This is a genomic window from Nicoliella sp. ESL1149, assembly GCF_058107265.1.
In genome coordinates this window covers 851,603-878,248 of sequence record NZ_JBYLUE010000002.1, presented here as the reverse complement: position 1 = coordinate 878,248, position 26,646 = coordinate 851,603, and the positions used below count along the sequence as shown (strand labels likewise).

The window sequence follows — 26,646 nt, the reverse complement described above, 5'->3', positions numbered from 1 at the left end:
TATTTGCCTTCTTTTAGACTTATTTATTCTATATTGTATAATTAATATTGAATAGTTGCGAAAAGAGGTTAAATTATGGAACCCCATAATATGGTGAAATGTCCTTTCTGTCATCAAGAAAGTGACAAAACCGCAAGTTCTAGATATTTTACAAAAGAAATCATTATTAAACAATATGATAAAAGAAACGAATTACAATTCTTTCATTTTACCTCACATAATAGTAAGAGCTTAGACGAATTATTAGCTCACAGTGAACTAGTAACTTTAATAATGTTTAAATGTCCAAATTGTGGACACACTAGTATCAAAATGAAACTCGTTGGTAGTGCTTATGGAAATGGTAACCAAACAATTAATGTTTACCCAAGATCAACAGCACGACCATTGCCAGAGTATATTCCCCAAATGATTCGTGAAGACTACAAGGAAGCTTGGAACATTGTTGACCTAAGTCCCAAATCATCTGCGATGTTATCTCGAAGAGTCTTAGAGGAAATCATCACGGATTACTACCACATTACTCGTGGTAAATTGATCTATAAAATCAAGGAACTTAAACATAAAATCCAAGATAAGCACACTTGGGAAGCTATAGATTCTATTAGAAGAGTCGGAAACGTGGGTGCACATGGCGCAAAAGATTCCAACCAAATCATCGATAACATCACAACTGAAGAAGCTGAAACGTTATTACGATTGATCGATTTATTGATTCAAAAGACCTATGAAGAATCACATCACAATGATCAAATTGAAAGTGCCGTTATTAAAATTGCCAATAAACATGAAAATGATAATAAAAATAAACACTACTAGCCAATCTAAAGTTACGATGTTATAATGTTGGAATTGGTATTTTGGAAATTAAACTGACAAAAATAAAATTGGAGGGTTTATAGTGGATATTAATTGGCACTTAAAAACATTTCAAGAATTAACAACTGATGAACTTTGGGATATTTATCGTCATCGAATGGAAATTTTCGTTGTTGAACAAAACCGCCCATACATGGGAATTGACGATGTTGATAAGGAGGCTTATCATCTTTGGGCAACTGATGAAAATGGTGAATTTCTTGCATACACACGGTTCTATCGTGAAAAAGATTATATTTCATTTGGTCGTGTTCTCACAACCCCAATTACACGTGGAACTGGAATGGGGCGTAAATTAATGACGGAATTAATTCCTGATATTAAAAAAGCTTATCCAGACGAAGCGATTAAAATTCATGCTCAAGCTGATAAACAAGGCTTTTATGAAAAATTTGGGTTTGTTGCCCATGGAGATCTATATACTCACATTTCAACTCCACATATCTTTATGGAACGTGAACATGATTTCATTAAATAAAATTAATTAATATGTAAAAAAAGACTGCCAATTAATAATTGGCAGTCTTTTTATTTCTAATGATTTAGTTCATTGGGTTTTGTGATTTTAGAATTTCTGGTTTCCATAGCATTAATAGGTACCCGCGACCCTGACTATCGAAAGTAATATCTTCGAACTCACGGTTGGTATTGAAAGTAAGATAATGAATATCATCATTGTTGACAGTTCCATTATTCAATTCATCAACTGGAACAGAAGTCAAAGCATCATCAGAAACAATGTACAAACGGTTGTTAGCAGCATTGTAAGAAATTCCTTGGTTCGTGTAACCAGGACGATTAATAACGTTCTTTTCTGTTACGAATGAAACGCCATTTTCATCTAAACGCCCCTTGAAAATTTGGAAATTACTCTTACTACTGTAATTTCGACCAATATAAGCATTCCCTTGGCTATCAAATGTTAATGTCTTCATTTGATAGTTAACATTATCATGCAAGAGTTTAAATGAATATTGGGTAACTGGTTGAAGCGTATTTGGATCAATTTCAGTTACTTGATTATTTTTATCGGTGCTGATTTGATCCTTAGTAGAATCATCTTGAGCCAAATAGATGTGTTGGTTAGCAGGGTTATATGCTAATGTTTCTCCATGACCAATATTGATCAATGGACTAATTTGAGCTAAATGGGCTAGCTTGGAATATTCAGATAATAGTGAAGTACTCTTACCTAATTGAGTTACTTGAGCATTACTAGTCGTAATCTTTTGCTTCAAATTATTAATCTTAGTGTTAACGTTATTAAGTTGAGCTTGTTTCTTGGTAAATTGCTTATTGCTCTTTGCGTACTTCTTAGTCAAAGCCTTAGCTTGTTTTACTAGTCCACTTAATCCTTTACTAATCTTAGTATTATTAGCTAAAGCTGCTTTGACTTGGCTTGCACTCTTGCTTTGAACCTTCTTCAAAGCTGCATTTTGACTCTTGATTTGACCAGCTTGTTTCTTTACAACTTGATAGTAGTTAGCAATATTAACATCACTAACGACCGTCGTATTTCTCGACTTACTATTTGAATCATTAGTATTGTTATCAGAAGCGCCGTTCAATCTAGCAATTAGAGTCGCTTGATTATCCAAAGCCTTTTGTTGAGCTTGAACCTTCTTTAAAGTTGGTTTTTGAGCCTTAGTCCCCTTCTTTGAACCACTTTCCAATTTCTTGATTTGAGATTTAAGCGGTTTGATTTGGGCTTGTAAAGTTTTAATTTGTTTTTGTGAATTCGTAATGGTTTGCTTAGCGTTTTGAAGGTTCGTTGTATCCTTCAAGTATTGAGCACTATGATTGTTACCACTAACCGTGTATGGTGAGAAGTACTTCAAAGCTTTCCAAATCATGTCTTGTTCACCATCGAGGATTCCGTTGTCCCTTAAGTCATTAATATTATACTTAATGATGGCTCCCTGGTTTTTCCCAGTTCCCATCGATTCAACAATGTAAAAGGAATTCCCAACTAATAAGGCTTTTTGATAATTACCATGTTCACCATATTGAACATGAAAACCTTCTGGAAGATAAAACATCGTTGAGAAAGTATTACTACCATCTGTTGATGTATAAGTATCCAAATTATTAGTTCCAGTCATATTCAAATTAGTATGAGTATAACTAGTTGGCCGTGGTACATTTGGAATTTGGTTATTACTCATTACCAAATCGCTATCCGAATAATTAGCTAATACATTTCCGGAATTAATTTTCTTAACGTTCGTATTTGCATCTGGAATGCTATAAAATTGATTATCAGCATGTACGGTTTGATTACTATTAGTAACAGCAACTACTCCTAAAGCAGCTGTTGCGAGTAATAATAATTTAATTGTTTTTTTCAAAACTCGAAACTCCCCTTTGTGGTTCCTCTTTAATTTATATTTAATATTTTAACGCAAACTTTATACTTTCAACACCCAAAAAGAGAAAACGAAACATAATAGTAATATTAATGTTATATAATGAAGATACGATTTATTAGTCACGAAAGGAGCACTAATATGCAAGCACGAGATCAATTTAGTGTTGGACAAGTATTTAGCGTTAAGACAAAGCCCGAAATGGAACGAATGGGGGTCAACGGAGAAGCCGTTGCCTACCTTAAATCCATCCTAGTTTTTGTTGAAGGCGCCCTTCCTGGTGAAAAAGTATCGATCAAAATTACTGATCTATATCGCCAATATGCCCGGGCTGAAGTTATTAAAGTCATTACCCCTAGTCCAGATCGAGTTGAACCATTAGATCCTGAAGCTGGTAAAGTTGGTGGGTTAGAACTCGAATTTATGAACTATCCCACTCAACTACGCTTAAAAAGAATAATGGTCGAAAATGCCCTTTATAAGTATCGACCAGCTGGTTTTAAAAAGTATAAGATCAACAAGACAATGGGAATGAAGCATCCTTATGGGTACCGTAATAAAGCTCAATTTCCAGTTCGAGAACGTGACGGTAAAGTTATCGCTGGTCTATACCAAGCAAGAACTCACCATCTAATTGATATGAAAGAATGTGCAGTCCAATACCCAGTTACGATGAAAGTAATGCGAACAATGGTTGATATTATTCAAAACCTTGGAATTCCCGTTTTTCAAGAATCGAACCATTCCGGAATCATTAAAACTTTAGTCGTCCGAGCTGCCTTGAACACCAAAGACGTTCAATTAGTAATTATTACAAACACTCCTAAATTAATCAAAAAGCAACGTTTATTAGCAATGATCGCTGCCAAGCTACCAGAAGTTACCTCTGTGATGCAAAACGTTAATCCTGGAGATACTTCCTTGATCTGGGGAGACAAAACGATTTATCTTGCTGGAAAACCAACCTTGACCGAAAAAATTGGCAAAACCCGGTTTGAACTTTCTGCCAGAGCCTTCCTTCAATTAAATACGTATATGACCCCCCAATTATACGAAGTTGTTAATAGTGCCCTCGATTTAAAGGGAAATGAAAAGCTTGTTGATGCTTATTCTGGAGTTGGAACCATTGGATTACCATTAGCTCATGATGTTGCTGAAGTTCGGGGAATGGATACGATCAAAGAAGCTGTTGAAGATGCTAATAATAACGCTAGAATCAACAAAATCCACAATGCTCATTACTACACTGGTAAAGCTGAAGATTTACTTCCCGAATGGATCGAAGAAGGCTGGCGTCCGGATGCAATTATCGTCGATCCACCCCGAACTGGACTTGCTGATCCCTTGATTGACGCAATTCTGAAAACATCCCCGCAAAATCTCGTTTATGTCTCATGTAATCCAGCAACATTAGCAAGAGACTTGGTTAAATTAACTCGTAAATACATTGTTGATTTTATTCAACCAATCGATATGATGCCTCAAACCGCTAAAGTTGAAGCAGTGGTTAAATTCACTTTGAAAAAATAGTATTATATTAAATTTCATGATAGGCTAGTCCTATTAACAATTTATCAAAAGAAAGTAGGTATAAGATGCAAAATCCATTTGGTAATAATGGAATGATTCCATTACCACAAAATTTTGCGACCGTGCATAATCCTGAAAAGAAAACCATTAAAATCGGTAAAGTTGGTTTTTCGATCACATCTTTGCTATTTGGTTGTTTACCATCTGTCTTTAGACGCGATTGGTATAACTTAATTTGCATGTTAGCAAGCGAACTAGTAGCAACCTTTATTGTTGGATTAGCAATGAATGTTGATTTAACAATTGCTGCTCGTTATGTTGGTCAATTTAGTGGAATTGTATGGGGCTTCTTGTACAATTTCATGTATTTTAGACATCTCCAATCAATTGGTTACGTTCCTACAGATCAACATTCCAAAGATCTATTAAAACAAAAACATTATATGAAATTATAAACACTCAAAAAGGCTTACCATTTAAAATGGTAAGCCTTTTTCTACCCAACTACATTATCCACTCATTTATATTTACTTTTTATACTTCTTTATCAGTTTGTGTTTCTACCCCGACACCTTCATATTCATCTAAAATGATTTGCTTCAAATCAGCAATCAAAGGTTCCTTAGGGTTTGAATTAGTACATTGGTCTAAGAATGCTAAGTCAGCAAGTTCATCAGCATTTTCTTCAACTTGTTCTTTTGTAACTCCTTGAGCCTTAAGACTTAAGGTCAAACCAACTGAGTGAGCTAATTCAATGAACTTGTGAATCAAAGCTTCCTTCAATTCTTCGTTCGTGTTCCCCTTCAAACCAAGGTATCTAGCAATGTTAGCATAGTCTTCATCGGCACGGAATGATTCGTACTTAGGCCATACTGCCATCTTCTTAGGTTTCTTGAAGTTGTAACGAATTACGTGTGGTAAAGTAATTCCGATTGCAAAACCATGAGGAATACCGAACTTACCACCAATCTTGTGGGCGATGGAATGGTTAATTCCTAAGAAAGCATTTGCAAAGGCCATTCCGGCTAAGGTAGCAGCAGTGTGCATCTTAGCACGAGCTTCTTGATCACCATTGTATGAAGCAGTAAGGTTTTCAAAAATCATCTTACATGCCTTTAAGGACCATGGACGAGTGTAATCAGATGCCATCGTTGATACATATGATTCGATGGAGTGACTTAAAGCATCAATCCCAGAAGCAGCAATGGTTCCCTTAGGAACAGTGTTAACGAATTGAGGATCAACAATTGCAACATCAGGAGTCAAAGCATAATCAGCTAATGGGTACTTGATGTGTTTCTTAGAATCAGTAATAACAGAGAATGGTGTTACTTCAGAACCACTTCCGGAAGTACTTGGAATGGCAACCATTTGACTCTTAGTAGCTTTCTTGAAGCGGTATGCCCGTTTTCTGATATCCAAGAACTTTTGTTTTGCACCAAAGAAGTCAATATCTGGATTTTCGTACATTAACCACATCAACTTAGCAGCATCCAATGGAGAACCTCCACCTAATGCAATAATGGTATCTGGTTTGAATCCATTGATTTGAGTAAGTCCAGCGTTAACAGTATCGGTATCGGGTTCACCATGAACTTCACTGAAGATATAGTATTGAACTTCATTATCACGTGCATTCAATTCGTTCAAAATCCGGTCAACATAGTGATGTTTAACCATTGATGGACTCGTTACAATAAAGGCCTTCTTGATTCCTGGCATGTCCTTTAAGTAGCGAATTGAATTCTTTTCGAAGTAGATCCGTGGTAATTTAATCCATTGCATATTATTCCTTCTTTTGGCAATTGTCTTAATGTTCAAAAGATCATAATCAGTAACGTTATGAGAAATTGAATTCTTCCCCCATGAACCAGTACCTAAGGTCAATGATGGCGTCATGTTGTTGTAAAGGTTACCAACCCCACCTAAACCAGCTGGTGTATTAACAAGGACACGTGAAGCCTTAACTTCAAGACCAAAGTCCTTCATTAACTTTTCATCACGAGTTTGAATGGCAGCAGTATGACCTAAACCACCATAATCAAGTAATTGATCGACCTTATTAAAGGCATCTTGATGGTCCTTAGCATGATAAATGGAAATAACTGGTGATAATTTTTCACCTGACATTGGATATTTAGGTCCAATCCCTTCCATTTCAACGGCAAGAACTTGAGTATCCTTAGGAACCTTAATGTTGGCCATTTCGGCAATTTTTTCAGCTGGCGCTCCAGCAATTGGCCCTTTAACACTGAGTCGCTTGTTGTCAAACATCGCATCAGTTAATTGTTGACGTTCGTTTTCAGGAACAAAGTAAACTCGGTCAGCTTCCAAAGCCCTCTTAACTTCGTCATAAATTTCATTATCGATAATGGCACTGTTTTCAGTTGCACAAATCATTCCATTATCAAAAGTTTTAGATAATACCAAATCATTAACTGCACGAGCAATGTTAGCAGTCTTTTCGATGTAAACAGGACCATTACCAGGACCAACACCTAAGGCAGGTTTACCAGCAGAGTAAGCTAAGTTAACCAAGCCAGGACCACCGGTTGCTAAAGTACATGCAACTCCCGGATTTGTAATTAATGCCTTCGTAGCTTCACGGCTTGGATGTTCGATCCATTGAATGGCATCAGCGGGCGCACCTGCTTTAACAGCAGCATCCCGAACAATCTTAGCAGCCATGATCGAAGATTGCAAAGCTTGGGGATGAAGACTAAAGATAATTGCATTTCTAGTCTTCATTGAAATAATTGCTTTAAATAATGTTGTTGAAGTTGGGTTAGTTACTGGTGTAATTCCAGCAAGCACACCAAGGGGTTCAGCAACTTTCGTTAGGTTTTCTTCAGGTTCTTCTTTAATAATCCCAACAGTTTTATCATCACGAATACTGTGCCAAATTTCTTCGGTCGCAAATAGGTTCTTAATTGCCTTATCTTCGGCAACTCCACGACCAGTTTCTTTATAAGCCATTTCCCCCAACATTTGATGAGCATTAACTCCAGCAATAACCATTGCTTGGGTAATTCTGTCCACTTTCTTTTGATCAAAGTGGCTCATTTCATCTAATGCGACATGGGCTTTTTTAACCATTGTGTCAATTGTCTTTTCAACATTGTCTACATTTGGTTGTTTTGCATCAGCCATAATCGTAACCCCCAGTATAAGTTTTTTATATATTGTGTATGTGAAGTAGCTCATCTCAATTCGTTTGATAACTATTTCACAATTACATAATACCACCTTTTCAATTTAATACAATCTTTCACACTTGCTTTTGTGAATTCTTTCTCAAAATATTTTTTACATAAAAAAAGGATAATCAATTTAATGATTATCCCTAGTTAACGCTTTATATGTTATTTATTCTTTTTAAATCCTGGGAAATACCAGTTCGCTTTTCCGAATAACTTCATCATTGATGGCACGATCAATAACCGAACAAGGAATGCATCGAAGAAGATCCCAAATGCCAATGAAAGTCCTAATGACTTAATAGTCGTATTCGTTGATAGAGCAAAACTACCAAATACCGCCATCATAATCAATGCCGCAGTGACGATAACTGGACCACTAGACTTCAAAGCAACCAAGATTGAGTGATTATTATCACCAGTCTTAACATATTCTTCTCGTGCTCTAGAAACCATAAATACTTCGTAATCCATTGCTAATCCAAATAGGATTCCAATAAAGATAACTGGTAAGAATGATAATACTGGAGCCCCTTTACTAATTCCCAAGAGACCCTTTGCAAAGCCATCTTGAATTGTAAGAGTTGTAATTCCGAATGAAGCAACCAACGAAAGACCGAAACCTAACATTGCAATCAATGGAATTAAGAATGAACGGAACATGAACATTAGTAAGATAAATGCTAGAACAATAACAACCCCAGCAAAGACCGGAATAGCTGCATTTAATTTAGCAGTTGTGTCGATGTTGATTGCATTGATACCAGTAAGTGTAATCTTAGTCTTGTCATTCTTTTGAACCTTTTCAGAATACTTTTTGATGTTATGAGTAAGATCAGTGGTTTGAACAGTTTCAGAACCCTTCTTAGGAATCATAACAAAGTATGCGTAACGATGGTTCTTACTAATGTGAGCAGGAATTGGTGAAATTACCTTTGCCTTAGCTTCTGCTTGCGCCTTTTGAGCGTATTGAGCACCAATCTGCTTACCTAATACTTGTGCCTTTGGTGCCAAGGATGGATCCTTTTGAATCATTTCCTTAACCTTAGCTTGGACTTGTTGTTGAATTTGTTGTTTCATTTGAGCTTGATATTGAGGTGACTTTAATTGTTTAATAGCTTTTTCGTTCGTTACTGGAACGATCATCTTGACACCTTTCATATCTTTAATATGATTAGTGATCTTTTTAAGGTTCTTTTCTTGAGTCTTATGTGATTGACTTTCGTTTAACTTAACGACCCCAATCATTGGCGCATTGACACCTTCACCAAACTTATCAGAAATCATGTCATAAGCTTGACGTTCAGTATTGTCATTAGGGAGCGAGCCATTGTAAGGCATTCCTAAACGCATATGCGTCATTGGAATGGCAGAACAAATCAAGATTGCTAAAGTAACGATTACCGTTACTAGTGGGAACTTCATGATGATATTGGAGAAGAAACCAGCCTTAACATCTTCATCATTCTTTGCCATATCCTTCTTAGAAGGTTTGACCCATTTACTGCAAAGTGCAATCAATGCTGGTAAGAAAGTTAATGCAGAACAAATTGCGAAAAGAACTCCGACAGCAGTTGCAACAGCCATTTGAGTTAAGAAGGCAATCCCAACGATACTTAACCCAAGAATAGCAATCACAACGGTTAGTCCAGCAAATAAGACTGAACTCCCAGCTGTTTGAAGGGCATTTCCAAGTGCTTCTGCTCCATCATGATGTTTCCGTTCATCTCGATAACGATGAACGATGAACAAGGCATAATCAATTCCAACAGCTAAACTAAGCATCGTTGCTAAAGTCGAAGCCGTACTTGCTAATGTGAAGAAAGTGGAACCGATCGTTACGATCACAATTCCAGTAATTAATCCCATTAAAGCACTTAAAATTGGTAACCCAGCGGATACAAAAGACTTAAAGAGAATCATCAATAAAATAAAGGCAATAATGATCCCAATTAATTCAGACGCACCACCAATATCATATGGCGTTATTTGAACCGTTCCAGTAAAGGCAACTTTAGCATTGTTAACATGTTTTACATGTTTGTTAAATGCATTTTCCACCATTTTGATTTGATGCTGACTAACAATTCTAGCATCTTTCTTAAAGGTCATATCAACATAAGTCGTTGTCTTATCTTTACTTAAGATTTGACTACTGTAGGGATTAGTAACTGATTTCAAACCATTCCCCTTATTATGTTTAATTTCCTTAATAGCCTTAGCAACATCTTTTTGAATGTTACTCTTGTTTACGTCACCCTTTTTAGGAGTCTGAATAACCACTTTCATGGTTCCAGCTTCAGAGTTAACTTTAAATTCCTTCTTCAAAGTCTTTTGAACTTCAGTGGAAGGTAATCCATTAATTTTTAAATTGTCATCAAAGTTAGAACCAGTCTTGGCTACCCCAAGAATGACTGCAACTAAAATCACAATCCACGCGCAAAATGTCTTCCATTTGTTATGAAAGACCCATTGTCCAAAACGATTAAACATTGGAAATTCCTCCTAATAAATTGAATATGTATATTCATGATAAAACACGCTATAATAATTGTTAATGGACAAAATTGTGATAGTGTACATTTAATAGACAGAGGTTATAAAATGGACAAAAAATTTAACATGCGAAAAGAACGAACGGAAAGAATAATCTATGAAGGATTTGTTAAAGTATTGAAGCATAAATCCTTTACTCAAATTACAATAAACGATATTTCAAAAGCCGCTTTAGTTCATCGGAATACTTTTTATCATCATTTTAATGATAAGTTCGATTTACTACGCAGATATACTAGAAATATCTTGACCAAATTAGTTAAAAGTAAAACATTCGCCAATTTTGCAAATGAACCATTTAAAACTGTTAGTATTAGTTATCAAAATAACGTCCAGGGAATTTTTGAAATTCAAAGTGATGACGACCTTTTCATTCAGATAATTTGGCATGAATTCCTAAGGACCATGATTGAAATGAATAATAGTGATAAAAACTTTATCGCCATTGGATGTTTTTCAGCCATCATTGATTGGAACGAAATCAATGGCCAACCTTATAGTCCTATCAAGGACTATGAAGCATTAGATAAGATATATAAAGAACGTCATTTTCCAACTTTAAATAAATAATTGTTTTTAGCAATCCCTAAACATACTTTTAAATGTTATAATTATTAAGTGTATATTTAGGATTGGCTTCATTTATGCCTCCTTTTTCTTACCTCGTTTATCGAAATGAATTAAAATATATTGTCCTCCTTTCAAACTATAAACGTGTTCTTTATTCATTAAATGGATTTAATCCTAAGTATACAGAGTGCTCTAAAAAGCACATTTTATAAAAAAGCTTTTAAATCAGATTTTAAATCTGGTTTAAAAGCTTTTTTGGATTTTTAACTTCGTTGGATTTCAACTTTAATATCGGTACCTTCACTTGGATTTAATTGTTCATCATAAGTAAATCCAGCATCCTTAAAGTAGTGTTTCATTTCAGAATTGATTTGTTCAACACTACGTTTATCATTATCTTGACGATGTAAAACTAAAATATAGTCTTTCTTATCTTCATCAACATCTTCAAAATCATAAAGAATATCGACAGTGTTTAAAATTTCTTGAATTAATTGACGTTCAGTCATTTCCATAATTCCAAATCCCCTTATTTACAATATTACAACTATATTGTAATCCTTTTAATTTTAAAAATCATTTCATAAGCTCATATAAAATTCGAGTATTATGGGTTTCTTATTTGCAATTTTTTCCCTATAATTAGTAATAACAACAAAAACGAGGAGACATTGCCATGAAAAATCGTATATTGCCCATCAAGGGCGGTTATAATTATCGAGATATCGGCGGATATCCTACTAAAGATGGCCGCGTTACCAAATGGAACAAAATTGTCCGTTCTGGTAATTTAGTCGATCTTACCCCTGAAGATTTACAATATCTTCACAAATATGGCGTTACCAATGACATCGACCTAAGAAGCAAAGAAGAAGCTGAAAAAGATCCTGATAAAATTCCTGCTGGCGTAACTTATACGCATACCCCCGTCTTTACTGCAAGGGAACGTCGGACAGCCGATTTAATGAAAAAAGAATATTCAGATAATCCTAGAACCGGAATCAAACACATGGAAGGTGTTTATCGAGCTATCATTGATGATACCCACGCCAAAAATGCGTATCGTTCACTATTCAAACAATTATTAGCTAATGGTAATGGTTGTTCCCTCTTCCATTGTTCTCAAGGAAAAGACCGAACTGGAATGGGAATTGTCATGCTATTAATGGTGCTTGGCGTAGACGATTCGATCATTAAAAAGGATTATCTTTTATCCCAAAAAGAAATGGTTCCATACATCAAACGCAAATTAGTAGACTATGAACCTTATGATATTAATGATACATTTCGTAAGAACATCACAGCTCTTTATACTGTTGAACCAGAATATTACGATGCTGCGATGGATGAAATCAAGAAAAAATATGGAACCAAGGAAAACTTCTTCCATGAATACCTTCAACTTAGTGATGAAGACATTAAAAAATTACAGGATATTTATCTAGAAAACCCAAAATAAGGAGGACTTCTAAATGAAACATAAAAAATGGCTTTGGCTTGGGACACTTCCATTAATTGCCGGAGCAAGTTCTTACCTATTAAGTGAACATTTATTTAAAGTTGGAATGTCTCGCCGAAATAAGGCCCCCCGACCTTCCAAAACATTATTACCCTACGCGGGTCAATACTATAAATATCTAGAATGGTACCAAGGCATCAAAAAAGAAACTTGGTACAGTTACGAACCAGCTACCAAAGAAACAATGGTTGCAACATTCATCCCCAACGAAAAACCTTCTGATAAGGTCGTAATTATTGCGCATGGATATAATGGTAACCGAGCAACAATGAGTGGTTATGCTAAAATGTTTTATGACATGGGCTTTAACATTTTAATGCCGGATGATCGTGGACATGGCGAAAGTGCCGGAAACTACATCAGTTTCGGTTGGCTCGATCAAAAAGATTACATCGCTTGGATCAACAAGATTTTGAATCAATTTAACAAAAAATGTCGGATTTTATTATTCGGGGTTAGTATGGGAGCCGGAATCGTTTCAATGCTCAGTGGGAACAAACTTCCTAAACAAGTTAAAGCAATCATTGCTGATTGTGGATACTCTAATGTTCGAGAAGAACTAGGGTATGTTCTAAAGAATCAGTTCCACTTACCATATTACCCATTTGAACCAATCGTCAGTTCGATCAACAAGCGCCGTTTAGGTTATCACTTGAACGATGCTTCAACCGTTGACCAACTTAAAAAGAACAAGTTACCAATCTTCTTTATTCATGGTGGCTTGGATACGTATGTCCCAACTTATATGGCATATGAAAACTACCGGGCTACTAGGGCTGCTAAGCAACTTTGGATCGTTAAAGGAGCTCATCATGCAGAAAGCTTCTGGATGAAGCCGAACGAATACAAAGCTCGGGTCGCCGAATTCTTAAAAACATATTTCTAAAATTAAAAAGTCACCTCATAATCAAATTTATAATGATTGTGAGGTGATTTTTTGTTAATATTCAATTAAAAATCCATTATTTATAACGCTTAGTACCATCAGGATAAAAAACTACGACCCGACCAGCATTATCTTTTTCCGCTTGAAAGTCACGGAACCAATTTTTCATTTCTTCATTTCCATCATTAATTAGTTTCTGAACATCTTTTTTATTGACTTTCCGATGATTAGTCCAGAATTGATGAAGCTTCGATGATGTTTTATCGCTATCTTCTAGATTATTGAAAACATAATTATACCAAATAATCATACTAAGATAACTAACTGCTGTAATTACTAATGAAAAAATACTATTATTATCCAATAATGATAAAACGATAAAAGCTCCTGATAAGAAGTATAACCCCATTTGAAGATTTCGAACTAAAATCACGTTCAAAATATATTTTTTTAATCCCCAATAAGTTGTATACCAAATCAACGCCCATACAATTTGTAAAACGATCAACCAAATAAAAATGGATAACTTATTAAAACCTTCCAGATAATTAGCACTCCAAGCCGTTACATTTGGCATTACAAATAACAATACAATTAACAATACCAATAATTGTAACTTAGTCGTCTTGGTTTCTGGAACTAATCGTTTAATATTTTTAAACATTCCTTAATTGCACTCCCTTGAACAAATTAATCAACCTTATTTTATCACAAACAGCTTAATTTAAGTTATAATATAGCCAATATAAATAAAAGGGAGTGTTCCTAATGAAAAAATGGTCAAGTGTCATTCTTTCAATTATGGCAGTAGGCGCATTTACAAGCGGAAGATTTCTAAATGTAAATGCTAAATCGAACCAACCTAATGAACAACAGCAATCAAAACAACAGCGTAATAATCAGAATAATAACTCAACAAAGAAGAACCCAAATCAAAGTAGCAGTCCAACTAATAATAAATCTTCTACCAACCAATCTAATAGTTCTAAAAATAATCAGAATAATAATAACAAGAGTAATAAGAAAAACAATAACCAGAGCAATAGCAGCTCTCAAAAAAATAATAGCAGTAAAGAAACTAACCAAAATCAAAACGTTGTAACTCCATTGTCACAAGAAGTTAGTTATCAAATTCCAATTTACTACATAAATGGACATCAAAAACAAAATGGACAATCTTTAAACATAACCGGATTCCCAACATTATCATATTCCATCAATAATCGTAATTTATCGCTTCCAACTGGCTATAAACTTGTTAAGGGGAACCCTCATTATCGATTGACCTTACAAAATCAGGGATATACAATCAAAAAATTAAATAATCATCATTGGAATAACTACACTGGTAAAATTACTTTTGCAATTAAAGCTGAAAAAGTAAATAACGTTGTTATTTTATATCAAAACAGCAATAGTAAAACCATAAAAAAACAAAAACTAGCTGGTTTAATGGGCCAAGAAATTACTAGAAAAATGTTGAATTTACCTAATGGAATGAAAATTCCAGGTGAAATAACATGGATCCCTCATTACTTCTCTAATTCACCCCAAAATATTATTGTTTCAGTTGTAAATAAAAAAAATAATAAACAAAAAGCAAATAATAATAAAAAAACATCCAAAAATAATAAAAGTCATAATAAAAATAAATAAATTAGCTAAATTCTCAACAAAAATTAAGTGAGTTCATTATTCATAGTACCTATTTGTTTAAAAAAAAACGTAAATATAATATAATTATCGTTAAAACAAATTTGAGATTTAGTATTTTTTAATTTTTGGTTTTAATTGTATACTACTTGTATATTATTTATGATAATAATCAAATTTTTTAGTCATTGCTAACCTAATCAATGGCCGTTATAACAATAACATTTTAGTAACATCATTTTTATTTTTATCATCATAAATTATACAATTTTACTAAAATGAATAATGCAATTTCATCTTTCTGTATTATATATATTTAAAATATTATCAAGAATATCCATATATCAAGGTTACTGATTATTAACTTTCTTTTTTATATACTGTTGATAGAAAAAGTAATTTGTTTCAGTTATGTTTTTTATTTTAAATAGTTAAAGTTTAAAATTTAATCTATACTAAGCTTTGTTGGTTAAATTAAAAACGTTTGTTTAATTACTATATCATTAACTATTATTCTATTTATGTACGAATAAAACACTTTATTTTTTTATTGTTACTATTTATGTACTGTATTGTATTGTATACTCACCCTATGCAATTCAACAACCAACAACACATATAATTAAATAAAGAGAAGTCAGTATCTATCTCATACTGGCTTCTTTTTTGTTGTCTAGTTGATTATGGGTTTAAAAAGAGGCGCTTATCAATATGAATAATAGAAAACAACTCATCATTAACGCTTTTGTTGAGCTGCTAAAACAAAGTTCCATCCTAGAAGTAACCAATGAAGACATAATTAAAAAGGCAAAGATATCAAAACGAACTTTTTATAATTATTTTAATAATACAGATGAAATTATTGATTTCCTTCAAAATAAAGCCCAAAAAATTTTTATAGATCCAATTGAAGAAAAATTAAAAAATTTTTATTTGAAAGAGGTTACGACCGTTCCACAACTTCTGAACATTAGTATTGAATTACTACTTCCAGTGATGAAAAGTAATGATAAATTTTTATCAGAATTAAATCAAGCCAATCTTAATTTTATATGGATGAATCAATTATTCCATGTTTATATTAATGTAATCAGAAAAACTAATTTAAAAAATGAAAATAGCGATTTAATTGAACATCTTCTTTGTTACTACTTTGCTAGTATCATTACTTCTTGGGTCAAAACTAAGGACCAAGTTTCGTTAGACAAATTTAGAAAAATGGCATATGGATCAGCCAAAATTTCTTTAAGTCAGTTATTAGAATAAGGGAGGTCATATATCTTGGTTACTAATAAGGATAAAATCATTGACTCATTTTTAATTTTAGCAAGAACAGAACCCTTGTCTTTAATTACTAACAACCAAATTATTCAAGAAGCCAATGTTTCTCGTGGTACTTATTATCGACTGTTCCATAATAAAACTGATATTATCAAAAGTTTTGCAAATCAATTCGATCATAAAATTACCCACGAAACCATTAAATATTGTAGGAAAAATGATTGCTTAAATATTAAAAAAACTGTTGATATTCTCAATATTTTCTCAAATGCTGTTCTCCCGATTTTATATCAGTATCGTGATAAATTAACGATTTTATTCAATACCAGGCTAAATAATCTTTGGGAATCGTTACTGGAAAATCACTATGAACGACTTCTTAAAAAAATTTTTCCAAATTCTGAAAGATATAACATTATCCTTTTAATTAAATGTGTTTTCGGAATTATTCAAGTTTTATGGATGGATAGCTACATCCCAATGCCTGCAGAAGATTTTAAAATTGTTTTTGATCATATTATTAGAGATGGGGTTCATGAAATCTTTATTAAAAATAAATATTACAATAGTTTACGAAATGGATCCCTATTTTAAGCCGTTCCTTAATTTAATAATTGAAACAAAAATTCCGCTGAGAAATAATTTCCCAACGGAATTTTCAATTTTAAGAGACTTATGTTACAGCCCTTTTTCTTATTACTTCAAATTCTAAAATAAACTAAATGTTGTTGAAATAACATTCCCAACAAAGTTAAAAAATCCAGAGATAAAACCACCACGTGAGCTATTATCTTCCGCTGGTACAATGTTACTATTTCCATTATCATTAGAAGAATTACTGTTATCACTATTTGAAGTAGCATCAGCACTAGAAGTACTGCTTGAAGCACTGTTAATACTACTTGAAGCACTATTTGCTGAGCTAGCAGCAGAACTAGCTATCGAACTTGGACTAATTGGTTTATTTGAATTGGATGGCAAGTTATTTGCTGCAGCTTCCACAACCGCTAATTGAGCTTTTGTATAAGCCAAGGTGTTAGCAACATTAACTGCAGCAGCGGAAGCTTTAAAAGTATAGAACTTAGCGATACTAGCAGTTCTAGTTCCCGCAGCGGCTGCACTAGCGGCAATCCCAGCTTCATTTCGAGCAGCTGAGATTGCATTATCCATAGCAGAACGATAGTAATTACCAGAATTAATTTGGCCATTATTAATGTAACTCATGGCTAAACTAGCATAAGAATTTGCACTTGAAGCTGCTACCGAAGCAGCAAAATTGGCAGAGCTAGCCTTAGCAACTTGAGCATTTGTGAATGAAGCTGCTGAGCTAGCGTATGAATTATATTCACTTGCCTTTGCTCTTTGATCTTGATTGGCAATATAAGCACTCGCAATTGTACTAGCAGCTGATTGACCCACGCTACTAAGACTATTATGAGCGGCTACGCTTTGAGCATAACTGTTAGTATTGTCCATGAAATTAATGTAATTATTAACATCATTATCCATAGCAGCCGCATTCGAAGCATATTGGTTAGCCAATGAACCGTTAGCAATCACACCTGCATATGCAGAACTGGCAGCATTACTTGCGGAATTAGCTGTTGATGCGGCAGAACTAGCTGCACTGGCAGCACTAGACTTAATCGCAGGGTTCACGTTATGACCAGGAATTACATAATGAGAACCGATCCGTTTCCAAAGACCACTTCTTTGAATTCCAGAAATAATCGTATCATTACTATATGCATTATTAGATAGGTAACTAAAACCACCGATCATATCTCCAGAATCCTTATTTTCGATCATATCAAATGGCATTTCACTGAATGCTCCGTTAAAAATACCGCCATAAGGACTGTTCTTAAAGAACATGTTCTGGCCAACTTTTAATGCCTGAATACTATTAAGACTGACCATAAAATTATTCATTGCTTCAGGGGCAACGTTCTTGGTATTGAAACTACTTAAATCGACATATTGCAAAGCACTTGTTTTTTGTGTTAATGAGTTTGTGAACCAGCCAGGATTACCAGAATTTGGATGGTCTCGCATATCTTCATTTAAGAAATCTCTGAAGTTTGTAACTTTATCAGTATTAAAATTACTTAAATCAAGGTATTTTAAGCTATTGGTATTTGCAAACATCTTACTCATATCAGTAACATTACTGGTATCAAAGCTGCTTAAATCTAAAGTCTTAAGTCGATTTTGACCATAAAAAAGTTTTGACATGTTAGTAACATGACTAGTATCAAAGTTACCAAAATTAACGGAACCAAGGTATCCATTCCCATATAAGGCATCCGCATTCTTTACAGAGAACATTCCTTCCATATCAGTAACATGACTACTATCCACGTTATTACTTAAGTCAATTCCATTTCCAGCTGGAATATCAGCAAACAAGTAACTAGAATCAGCAGGCAATGTCACATTCCGAACAACCAATTTTGTTGCTCCATTAATAATCCCAGGTCGGTTGTAATGATTTTGATTATCAGATGGTAACGTCCCATCAGTAACCACGATGTTATTACCTTGACCAAGAACTTCAGCAGTTCCCCATTTCCCGTAATCACTGGTCGTCTTTTTATTATAAATATAAACTTTAGCGGTATGCTTACTTGGATCAATAACGACATTCCCAGCACTTAATTGACCATCGGTAAACGCATAATCAGATGGTAAATAACTTGTTAGAGAGTTAACGTTAATGTTGGCATTATTAGCGTCACTAACAACTGCACTAGCGACATTTTGGTCGTTCCATTGATCAATAAAGTTGATCGTTTCTGAAGCAACACTCGATGATACCGCAGAACTATTGCTACTATTAACGCTAGAAGCAACCGCACTTGCACTTGAACTAACAACACTAGAATTACTTGAAGAATTAGAAGAAGTTGAACTAACCGATTTAACTTCTTCTGAGGCAGTGCTGGAGCCGTTCACTGCTGAACTTGCATTAACACTGGAACTGGCAACAGAGCTTGTAACGCTTTTAGCATCAACTGATGAACTAATTGTTGACATAGAATCACTTGTGGACACATTACTTGAAGTCTTACTATTTGAAGCCGCACTACTTTGATTTGTTGTACTTGTTGATGATGACTGAGAGCCGTTATCTGAATTTGATTGCGTTCCCGTCACAACGGAACTGTGATTATCATTTGTTGTATCAGCATGAGCTACAACCCCACTACCAGCACCTAAAGCAATTAGTGAGAAAGTCCCAATAATAATCCATTGTTTCTTTACCTTATGCAAAACTTTTTTATCTGTTAATTTATCATACTTATTTTTATTAATCATTTTATCTCTCCTGAAGAAACCGCAAATAAAAAAGATTGGAAAAAATCCAATCTCTTTTATTAACAGTAAATCCTAATTATTTTGTAGACTGTTAAAGATTGATTGCATTGTCGTAAGTAATCCATTCGCGTTTCTTAATACATAAGAAGTTGCAAATGTTTCGAAGTTTGCCCGACGCAATAATGAATTTGCTTGTTCAACCTTTGTATTGATAGTAGCAACGTTTTGGTTCGCTAATCCTGCGTAAATTCTAGCGGCATCGTAATCTTTATTAGCATATGCTGAATTTGCCATTTCAACATAATTATTAACTTGTCCCTTAAGATTTTGAACATCATCACTAAGGTTCGTAATCTTATTATCAGCACTAGTAATGTCATTCAATTCACTACCAGTTTTATCAATGAAGGATTTCATATCACTAAATTTTTGATTATAAAGATCAATCATGTTTTGTTTTGCTTTTGCAGCATTTACGTTAGCAACATTACTCATACTTTGAGCAAAAGCATAGATGCTGTTAAATTGAGCAGCAGCAGAACTTACAGCAGAAGCATTCATTGAAGCAGCACTACTCAAACTATCCATCTTCGAATCAATGGAATTCATTGAATTAATTGCAGCACTGGCAGCTGAATTAGCACTACTATTTGCTGAACTTGCAGCTGAACTAGCTGCACTAGATGCATCTGAAGCAGCGGAACTAGCAGCACTATTGTCACTATTAGCAGCAGACTTAGCAGATGAAGCAGCACTTGATTCAGCAGAAGCATCGCTAGCAGCGGAACTAGCAGCAGAATCATCAGAAGCGGCATTGCTTGCATGTTCTGATGCGGCACTAGCAGCTGACTTAGCAGCACTGGCGGCAGAACTTGCAATTGAAGCCGCAGAACTAGCGGCAGCACTGGCACTGGATACCGCAGCACTATCCTTACCAGACTTAGCATCGTTAGCGGCACTGGATGCAGCAGAGCTTGCACTGGATGCGATTGAGTTAGCAGAGTTAGCAGCACTCGCAGCGCTGGATGCAGCAGAATTTTCTGATTGAGCCTTTGATGCAGCAGAGCTTGCGGCACTAGCTGCGCTGGATGCCTTTGAAGCATGATCAGAAGCGGCACTAGCATCACTAGCGGCCTTTGATGCAGCAGAACTAGCGGCACTCGCAGCACTGGATGCAGCACTATTAGCACTAGCTTGAGAAGCAGCAGCACTGGCAGCATTAGATGCTTGACTAGCAGCACTCGATGCAGCAGCTGAATCACTAGCTGCCTTACTTGCGTCTGATGCAGCAGAACTTGCGTCTGATGCAGCGTTACTTGCATGGGCACTAGCAGATGAATTATCACTATTTGCATCTGATGCTGCGGAACTAGCAATTGTAGCAGCGGAGTTAGCTTTAATTGCGTCGTTAATTGCTGTCATAGCAGAGTATGCATTAATTGCAGCAGCTTTGATTGCATCAGCAGACTTAGCAGCAGCACTTGCTTGAGCAGTCGCATCAGAAACTAATGCAGCAGCTGATTTAGCAGCGATTCCAGCAGTAGCAGCCTTAGTAGCAGCGGCATCAGCAGCACTGTTCATTGCATTAGCGGAAGTAGTGTTCCCATTATTGGCAAAGTTAACAGCAGCTTGAGCAGCAGAGTTAGCTTCAGAAGCAGCAGCAGAGGCAGCAGCATTAGCTGATTGAACATCAGCATTATGAGCATCAGCATTGGCGGCAGCTTCAGAGGCAGCAGAAGCAAGACTAGCTTCCTTAGCAGCATCAGACGCTAAATCATCAGCAATGCTCTTTGCAGCAGATGCTTCGGATTGAATGGCAGAATTACTTTGAGCTGCACTATTGATACTACTGTTCAAACTACTTCCGGCACTAGCAATTGAATCAACACTGGATTGATCATTATTAGCATCACTGGCATAACTATGAGCAGCAGAGGCATCGGCACTAGCACTATCAGCAGCATGACTAGCAGCTGAACTTGCACTCGAAGCCTTACTAGAAGCTGAGCTAGCATGACTGCTGTTATCAATTGCAGAGTTAATTGATTTAAGAATATCTACAGAGTAACGAGCAGCATCAGCCGCAGAAATTGCAGTTGAAGTTGCATCATTAAAGTTTTTCTTATAAGTATTAGCAGCAAGACTTGCAGTTGCGTACTTACTACTGTAACTACTTACTTCTGAAGTGTATGAAGCAGCAATTGCAGCACTACTTACGGTGTTAGCAGAAAGTTGAGTTTGTAAAGCGGCAATTGAATCACTCATACTTTCGAATGCGGCAATATCAGAATCAGTGAACGTATCATAATTGATTTCACTCATTGGGTATTTGCTTTGCATGTAGTTTTCAAGAGATGCAAGAGTAGAAGTAGTTGCTCTCATGGAATCGAAAACTGAATCTTCATCAGATTGAGCCGTACTAGCTGAGTTAGAGAAATTGATCGCATCACTATTAGCACTTTGGTATTGAGAATCAGCACTTGATGCAATCACCGATTGAGAACTAGCAACATCATTATCAGATTTAACATCGGAAGTTGCGGAACTAGCGGTTGAACTATAACTTTGTGCTTTAGAATCACTTGAGTTCGCACTAGCAAAAGAGTTGATTGCTGAACTATAACTATCAGCACTCTTAACGGCATCTGAAGTTACAGATGCAGCTTGTGAAGCATTGCTAATGCTGTCTTGACTAGAAGAAGCACTTGAACTAACTTGACTAGTTGCCTTTACATCTGAAGCGTTAGATGAAACTGAAGCACTTGAAGTACTAGTTGATGAGCTACTGCCAGCTGATTGATTATCGGCCGCCTTAACTTGAACTTGGTTGCTACTGTTAGAACTAGTATCGGCATGTGCAGTTGCCCCACCGGCACCCAAGGCAGCTAATGCAAAAGCACTGATTACTAACCATTGTTTCTTAACCTTATGCATCACTTTTTTATCATTTTGTTTTTGATATTTAAATTTATTTACCATTTATTTTTTAGCTCCTATTTAACTAATTTAATGTAACGCTTACTTGCGGATACATATTTACCGTTGGACAATTTGAAACTGTAAGTATCACCATTCTTACGAACTCCAATAACGGTGAACTTTTGATGTTTCTTAAGACTCTTTCCATGAGCACGTTTCTTTAAACTAGAATTCTTGTAAACTGGAAGTCTCTTTCCTAATACTTTGAAATGACCAGTTTCAATCGTGTTGTAGAATAAGTTAGCTACATAATGAGGACTAGTAGTAATGTATCCAACATTCTTTGCTTTCTTAGTACTTAAAACTTTATTAGTTAATGAACTGACTTTAACAACTTTATAACGGCTATGTCCGGACTTGTCATTCACCTTGGCAAGAACTTTGAACATCGCAATCTTATTTCCCTTACGAGCTTTAAGCTTCATCTTACGATTAGTTTTATTGAACTCAGGAGTCTTATATAGGAATGAATCCTTGATAATGAAGACTTCCCGTTGTTTAAATTTAGCTTTATCGGCTGGATTCGTAGCGTTGCTTTGTTCGCTAGAATTAATCGTCGTTGAATTATTATTCATTCTATTAGATGGCGTTGCAGCAGAATTAGCATGGGAACTACTCGAAGATCCTGGAATTGGATTACTACTTGATCCACTGGCAGCATTACTGTAAAAAGATGCTAATGAATTAACAACAGCCTTAGCAGTTTGGGCAACATTAGTTGCACTTGAAGCGTTGTTACCAATACGATCAGAAATATCATGAGCTTCAGATCTCATGGAGTCTCCTACGCTAGTAGCAGAACTAGCAACAGCTGTGTAGCTTCTAGCAATTGCCGCATTACTTACTGTTGCAGCGGAAAGCTTACTTTGGACAGCCGCGATAGAATCACTTAAACTTATGAATTCTGATTGTTGGGAAGAAGTGAGAGTATTGATATTGATCATACTCATTGGAAATTCACTTTGCATGTAATCTTCTAACGATTCCAAGGTTTTAGTGGTTGCACGCATTGAGTCAAACATAATATCTTCATTTTGACTTGCAACAGCGGCAGTAGTGAATGCAGAACTAGCATTTCTTTCAGTTTCATCATAACTGGTTTGCTTTGTTGCTGTATCAGAATTAATATTAGCAACTTGGCTAGAATAACTGCTTAATTCTGGAACAGCTTTGCTAGCGTATGACTTTGCACTCTTATAACTAGTTGAATTCTTATCTTTAGCATTAGAATCAATACCTTGACTATACTTAATCCCTTCAGCATAATAAGATTTTACAGCAGAATTCGCAGAACTGACTGTTGCAACATTATTAGCTACATTAGCAACTGATCCACTATTTACACTAGCAGTTGATGTGCTTGTAGCAGCACTAGCTGCATTTATCCTTTTGTTAGACATAATTGGTGAAAACTCCATTCCTAATAATGAAAGAGTTGTAAGTGGCACTAAAACCCACTTCTTATTAGGCTTAAAGTTCTTTGAATTATAACTTAACTTCATGAACATGCACTTCCTTAAATATTGTTTAAAACTAATTACATAAATTACCTAACAACTTAATATCCTTTAATCATCCTTTAAACGTCCTTAAGAACAAATTCGATTATATTTTACAAGTGCTGTTTGAACAATATGATTGGCTTGATTGTAGATGAAAAGCAAAAAAACAATAACGATATGTATAATTAAGTTATTTTATAGATCTTATAAATAAGCTATAATTATCACTTAACGATAGCTCTATCAAAATAATATAAACATTTTTGCTAATTTGTGCTTTTATATATAAACCATTTATATAATAATATTTTTAATTTCAAAATTAATATCACGATAAACACTGATATATCAGCATAAAGAAGCCATTATATAATATATTGCTTAGTAAATTATACATTTTGTTTCATTAAAAAAATTAATGTAGACCTTTTGTATGATATATTACTCAAATATCTTGCAATACCTTTATATATAAGGTTTAAAGAGCATAAAGGGCCTTTCTTAATATACTGTTAATAGAAAAAATAATTTGTTTAAGTTATATTAGCTTTTTTGGATAGTTTACAATCAAAATTTAGCCTATAATTTCAGTTGTTGGTTATCTTATAGAGCTATTAATTTAAATATATGACTATCGTTATCACATTATTTAATAATATTAAAAATCAAACACTTTATTTTTTTGTATACCTAGTACTACAATTATTCTTCGTAATATATCTTCTACCCTATGTAAATATTTGTAAGTACTAATTTAATTTATTGTATTGCATACTCACCCTATGTAATTGATAACCAACATCCATAATAAAAAAGAGAAGCCCATCCTATCTCTGACTTGGCTTCTCTTTTTAGTATGCTATGATATGATACGAAAGTAGAGGTAACGTTATGAATAATCGCAAACAAATTATTATTAAAGCTTTTATAGATCTATTGAAAGAAAGTTCAATCCTTGAAGTTTCAAATGAGGATATTATAAAAAAAGCCCAGGTTTCAAAAAGAACTTTTTATAATTACTTCAATAATACAGATGAAATTATCGATTTTCTCCAAGATGAAGCTGAAAAAAATTTTGTCGCGCCAATTGAAGAAAAACTGAAGAATTTTTACTTAAAGGAAGTTTCTACGATTCCTCAAATTTTAAACATTGGGATTGAACTATTACTGCCAGTTATGGAACATAATAATGATATGCTATCAGAATTAAACGATGCTAATCTTAATTTTTTATGGATGACCCCTCTATTTCACGTTTATATCAATGTTTTAAGTCAAACAAATCTTAAAAATGAAAATAGTGATTTAATCAAACGATTACTTTGTTATTATTTTGCTAGTATCATTTCAACTTGGGTTCAAACTAAAGATCAGGTGTCGTTAGAAGAATTCAGAAAAATGGCATATGGTTCAGCAAGAATTTCGCTAAGTAAATTATTAGAAGATTAGGGGGCTTTCACTTGGTTACTAATAAAGATAAAATAATTGATTCTTTTTTAATTTTAGCGCGATTAGAACCACTTTCGCTTATTACTAACAATAAAATTATTCAAGAATCAAATGTATCACGAGGTACTTACTACCGTTTATTCAACAATAAAAAAGATATTATCCAAAGTTTTGCCCATCAATTAAATCGTGAAATAATCCATGAAACAATTAAATATTGCAAGGAAAATAATTGTTTGAACATTAAAGAAACTGTCGATGTTTTAAATATCTTTTCAAATGCTGTTATTCCGATTTTATATCGTTATCGTGATCGCCTCACAATTCTTTTCAACACCAGATTGAACGATCTCTGGGAACATTTATTAGAAAAATACTATACTAGATTACTCAAGAAAATTTTCCCAGACTCAGCAAACTATAATATTATCCTTTTAATTAAATGTATTTTAGGAATTGTTCAAATCCTATGGATGGATAGTTTCATTCCAATGCCAGCAGAAGATTTTAAAGTTGTCTTTGATCACATCGTTAGAGATGGGGTCCACGAAATTTTCACTAAGAATAAATATTACAACAGTCTTCGAAACGGCAGTTGGTAATTCCGTTATCTAAAAAAGTCCTTTCCTCTTTCAAAATAAAATTGAAAGAGGAAAGGACTTTTTCACTATGTTCTCCAAACTTTAAAGAAAATGAGAATCCAATCGAAATTCATTAAATGACTTATAATGGCTTCTTTAAGATATAAATAATTTTGTCTATTATTTTAATAAGTTGTTCTCATTTAAAAACAAATTTATATACTAAAGATACTTTAATTTCATTCAAAAACTAGTTAATATTGTTATTTAATATAAACAAAACGTATAGCTGTTTAAGTATTACTATACATTTTGTTTCATACAATAGTACTAATAATACCTTAAAAATTAAGGAACAATATCATTTCTCGTAAAATCCC

General features: G+C 34.4%; 20 protein-coding genes. 12 read left to right on the top strand and 8 right to left on the bottom strand.

Annotated elements, in window-relative coordinates; translation table 11 throughout:
- Positions 1-75 precede the first annotated feature (75 nt).
- Positions 76-819 carry a DUF4145 domain-containing protein gene (locus AC3B6G_RS04205; RefSeq protein ID WP_489849169.1) on the top strand — a complete coding sequence of 248 codons (744 nt, stop codon included), beginning with the start codon at positions 76-78 and terminating at the stop codon, positions 817-819.
- Between the two features lie 82 nt (positions 820-901).
- The gene (locus tag AC3B6G_RS04200; protein WP_489849168.1) at positions 902-1,357 is read left to right on the top strand and encodes a GNAT family N-acetyltransferase; all 456 of its coding nucleotides are present in this window, start codon (positions 902-904) and stop codon (positions 1,355-1,357) included.
- 64 nt (positions 1,358-1,421) lie between these two features.
- On the opposite strand, the gene AC3B6G_RS04195 is transcribed toward AC3B6G_RS04200, so the two are convergent.
- Positions 1,422-3,227 carry a hypothetical protein gene (locus tag AC3B6G_RS04195; protein ID WP_489849167.1) on the bottom strand — a complete coding sequence of 602 codons (1,806 nt, stop codon included), beginning with the start codon at positions 3,225-3,227 and terminating at the stop codon, positions 1,422-1,424.
- 159 nt (positions 3,228-3,386) lie between these two features.
- Here AC3B6G_RS04195 and rlmD point away from each other — a divergent pair, with 159 nt between their 5' ends.
- Positions 3,387-4,775 (top strand): 23S rRNA (uracil(1939)-C(5))-methyltransferase RlmD, encoded by a 1,389-nt coding sequence (rlmD, locus tag AC3B6G_RS04190; RefSeq protein WP_489849166.1) that lies wholly within the window; start codon positions 3,387-3,389, stop codon positions 4,773-4,775.
- A 65-nt stretch (positions 4,776-4,840) separates the two neighbouring features.
- On the top strand, positions 4,841-5,230 hold the full coding sequence (locus tag AC3B6G_RS04185) for a hypothetical protein (protein ID WP_489849165.1): 390 nt from the start codon (positions 4,841-4,843) through the stop codon (positions 5,228-5,230).
- A 79-nt stretch (positions 5,231-5,309) separates the two neighbouring features.
- On the opposite strand, the gene adhE is transcribed toward AC3B6G_RS04185, so the two are convergent.
- Complete coding sequence (gene adhE / locus AC3B6G_RS04180) at positions 5,310-7,925, bottom strand: bifunctional acetaldehyde-CoA/alcohol dehydrogenase (protein WP_489849164.1); 2,616 nt, start codon at positions 7,923-7,925, stop codon at positions 5,310-5,312.
- A gap of 212 nt (positions 7,926-8,137) precedes the next feature.
- Positions 8,138-10,465: an MMPL family transporter gene (locus tag AC3B6G_RS04175; protein ID WP_489849163.1), complete on the bottom strand. Its 2,328-nt coding sequence runs from the start codon at positions 10,463-10,465 to the stop codon at positions 8,138-8,140.
- Between the two features lie 111 nt (positions 10,466-10,576).
- On the opposite strand from AC3B6G_RS04175, the gene AC3B6G_RS04170 reads away from it, so the two are divergent.
- Positions 10,577-11,098: a TetR/AcrR family transcriptional regulator gene (locus AC3B6G_RS04170; protein WP_489849162.1), complete on the top strand. Its 522-nt coding sequence runs from the start codon at positions 10,577-10,579 to the stop codon at positions 11,096-11,098.
- Positions 11,099-11,361: 263 nt separating this feature from the next.
- On the opposite strand, the gene AC3B6G_RS04165 is transcribed toward AC3B6G_RS04170, so the two are convergent.
- Positions 11,362-11,607: a hypothetical protein gene (locus tag AC3B6G_RS04165; protein WP_489849567.1), complete on the bottom strand. Its 246-nt coding sequence runs from the start codon at positions 11,605-11,607 to the stop codon at positions 11,362-11,364.
- Positions 11,608-11,774: 167 nt separating this feature from the next.
- On the opposite strand from AC3B6G_RS04165, the gene AC3B6G_RS04160 reads away from it, so the two are divergent.
- Both AC3B6G_RS04160 and AC3B6G_RS04155 read left to right on the top strand, forming a co-directional pair.
- Positions 11,775-12,557 carry a tyrosine-protein phosphatase gene (locus AC3B6G_RS04160; protein ID WP_489849161.1) on the top strand — a complete coding sequence of 261 codons (783 nt, stop codon included), beginning with the start codon at positions 11,775-11,777 and terminating at the stop codon, positions 12,555-12,557.
- A gap of 13 nt (positions 12,558-12,570) precedes the next feature.
- Complete coding sequence (locus AC3B6G_RS04155) at positions 12,571-13,503, top strand: alpha/beta hydrolase (protein ID WP_489849160.1); 933 nt, start codon at positions 12,571-12,573, stop codon at positions 13,501-13,503.
- Positions 13,504-13,579: 76 nt separating this feature from the next.
- On the opposite strand, the gene AC3B6G_RS04150 is transcribed toward AC3B6G_RS04155, so the two are convergent.
- On the bottom strand, positions 13,580-14,167 hold the full coding sequence (locus AC3B6G_RS04150; RefSeq protein WP_489849159.1) for a hypothetical protein: 588 nt from the start codon (positions 14,165-14,167) through the stop codon (positions 13,580-13,582).
- Between the two features lie 104 nt (positions 14,168-14,271).
- Here AC3B6G_RS04150 and AC3B6G_RS04145 point away from each other — a divergent pair, with 104 nt between their 5' ends.
- From AC3B6G_RS04145 to AC3B6G_RS04135, 3 genes are all read left to right on the top strand, one after another.
- A complete protein-coding gene (locus AC3B6G_RS04145; protein WP_489849158.1) occupies positions 14,272-15,159 on the top strand; it encodes a hypothetical protein in 888 nt (295 codons plus the stop codon).
- Between the two features lie 708 nt (positions 15,160-15,867).
- On the top strand, positions 15,868-16,422 hold the full coding sequence (locus AC3B6G_RS04140; RefSeq protein WP_489849157.1) for a TetR/AcrR family transcriptional regulator: 555 nt from the start codon (positions 15,868-15,870) through the stop codon (positions 16,420-16,422).
- Positions 16,423-16,437: 15 nt separating this feature from the next.
- Positions 16,438-17,031 (top strand): TetR/AcrR family transcriptional regulator, encoded by a 594-nt coding sequence (locus AC3B6G_RS04135; RefSeq protein WP_489849156.1) that lies wholly within the window; start codon positions 16,438-16,440, stop codon positions 17,029-17,031.
- 114 nt (positions 17,032-17,145) lie between these two features.
- On the opposite strand, the gene AC3B6G_RS04130 is transcribed toward AC3B6G_RS04135, so the two are convergent.
- The 3 genes from AC3B6G_RS04130 to AC3B6G_RS04120 form a co-directional block, all read right to left on the bottom strand.
- A complete protein-coding gene (locus AC3B6G_RS04130) occupies positions 17,146-19,755 on the bottom strand; it encodes a BspA family leucine-rich repeat surface protein (RefSeq protein WP_489849155.1) in 2,610 nt (869 codons plus the stop codon).
- A gap of 72 nt (positions 19,756-19,827) precedes the next feature.
- On the bottom strand, positions 19,828-22,734 hold the full coding sequence (locus tag AC3B6G_RS04125) for a hypothetical protein (RefSeq protein ID WP_489849154.1): 2,907 nt from the start codon (positions 22,732-22,734) through the stop codon (positions 19,828-19,830).
- 14 nt (positions 22,735-22,748) lie between these two features.
- Positions 22,749-24,236, bottom strand: coding sequence for a DUF5776 domain-containing protein (locus AC3B6G_RS04120; protein WP_489849153.1), 1,488 nt, complete (start codon positions 24,234-24,236; stop codon positions 22,749-22,751).
- A gap of 891 nt (positions 24,237-25,127) precedes the next feature.
- Here AC3B6G_RS04120 and AC3B6G_RS04115 point away from each other — a divergent pair.
- Both AC3B6G_RS04115 and AC3B6G_RS04110 read left to right on the top strand, forming a co-directional pair.
- Positions 25,128-25,685, top strand: coding sequence for a TetR/AcrR family transcriptional regulator (locus AC3B6G_RS04115; protein ID WP_489849152.1), 558 nt, complete (start codon positions 25,128-25,130; stop codon positions 25,683-25,685).
- Between the two features lie 11 nt (positions 25,686-25,696).
- Complete coding sequence (locus tag AC3B6G_RS04110) at positions 25,697-26,287, top strand: TetR/AcrR family transcriptional regulator (protein ID WP_489849151.1); 591 nt, start codon at positions 25,697-25,699, stop codon at positions 26,285-26,287.
- The last annotated feature ends 359 nt before the right edge of the window (positions 26,288-26,646 follow it).

What these genes read in the sequence shown, in the direction of transcription:
- AC3B6G_RS04205 (WP_489849169.1), top strand. Translation starts at nt 76, where the DNA reads ATGGAACCCCATAATATGGTGAAATGTCCTTTCTGTCATCAAGAAAGT.
- rlmD (WP_489849166.1), top strand. Translation starts at nt 3,387, where the DNA reads ATGCAAGCACGAGATCAATTTAGTGTTGGACAAGTATTTAGCGTTAAG.
- AC3B6G_RS04185 (WP_489849165.1), top strand. Translation starts at nt 4,841, where the DNA reads ATGCAAAATCCATTTGGTAATAATGGAATGATTCCATTACCACAAAAT.
- adhE (WP_489849164.1), bottom strand. Translation starts at nt 7,925, where the DNA reads ATGGCTGATGCAAAACAACCAAATGTAGACAATGTTGAAAAGACAATT.
- AC3B6G_RS04175 (WP_489849163.1), bottom strand. Translation starts at nt 10,465, where the DNA reads ATGTTTAATCGTTTTGGACAATGGGTCTTTCATAACAAATGGAAGACA.
- AC3B6G_RS04170 (WP_489849162.1), top strand. Translation starts at nt 10,577, where the DNA reads ATGGACAAAAAATTTAACATGCGAAAAGAACGAACGGAAAGAATAATC.
- AC3B6G_RS04165 (WP_489849567.1), bottom strand. Translation starts at nt 11,607, where the DNA reads ATGACTGAACGTCAATTAATTCAAGAAATTTTAAACACTGTCGATATT.
- AC3B6G_RS04160 (WP_489849161.1), top strand. Translation starts at nt 11,775, where the DNA reads ATGAAAAATCGTATATTGCCCATCAAGGGCGGTTATAATTATCGAGAT.
- AC3B6G_RS04155 (WP_489849160.1), top strand. Translation starts at nt 12,571, where the DNA reads ATGAAACATAAAAAATGGCTTTGGCTTGGGACACTTCCATTAATTGCC.
- AC3B6G_RS04150 (WP_489849159.1), bottom strand. Translation starts at nt 14,167, where the DNA reads ATGTTTAAAAATATTAAACGATTAGTTCCAGAAACCAAGACGACTAAG.
- AC3B6G_RS04145 (WP_489849158.1), top strand. Translation starts at nt 14,272, where the DNA reads ATGAAAAAATGGTCAAGTGTCATTCTTTCAATTATGGCAGTAGGCGCA.
- AC3B6G_RS04140 (WP_489849157.1), top strand. Translation starts at nt 15,868, where the DNA reads ATGAATAATAGAAAACAACTCATCATTAACGCTTTTGTTGAGCTGCTA.
- AC3B6G_RS04130 (WP_489849155.1), bottom strand. Translation starts at nt 19,755, where the DNA reads ATGATTAATAAAAATAAGTATGATAAATTAACAGATAAAAAAGTTTTG.
- AC3B6G_RS04125 (WP_489849154.1), bottom strand. Translation starts at nt 22,734, where the DNA reads ATGGTAAATAAATTTAAATATCAAAAACAAAATGATAAAAAAGTGATG.
- AC3B6G_RS04120 (WP_489849153.1), bottom strand. Translation starts at nt 24,236, where the DNA reads ATGAAGTTAAGTTATAATTCAAAGAACTTTAAGCCTAATAAGAAGTGG.
- AC3B6G_RS04115 (WP_489849152.1), top strand. Translation starts at nt 25,128, where the DNA reads ATGAATAATCGCAAACAAATTATTATTAAAGCTTTTATAGATCTATTG.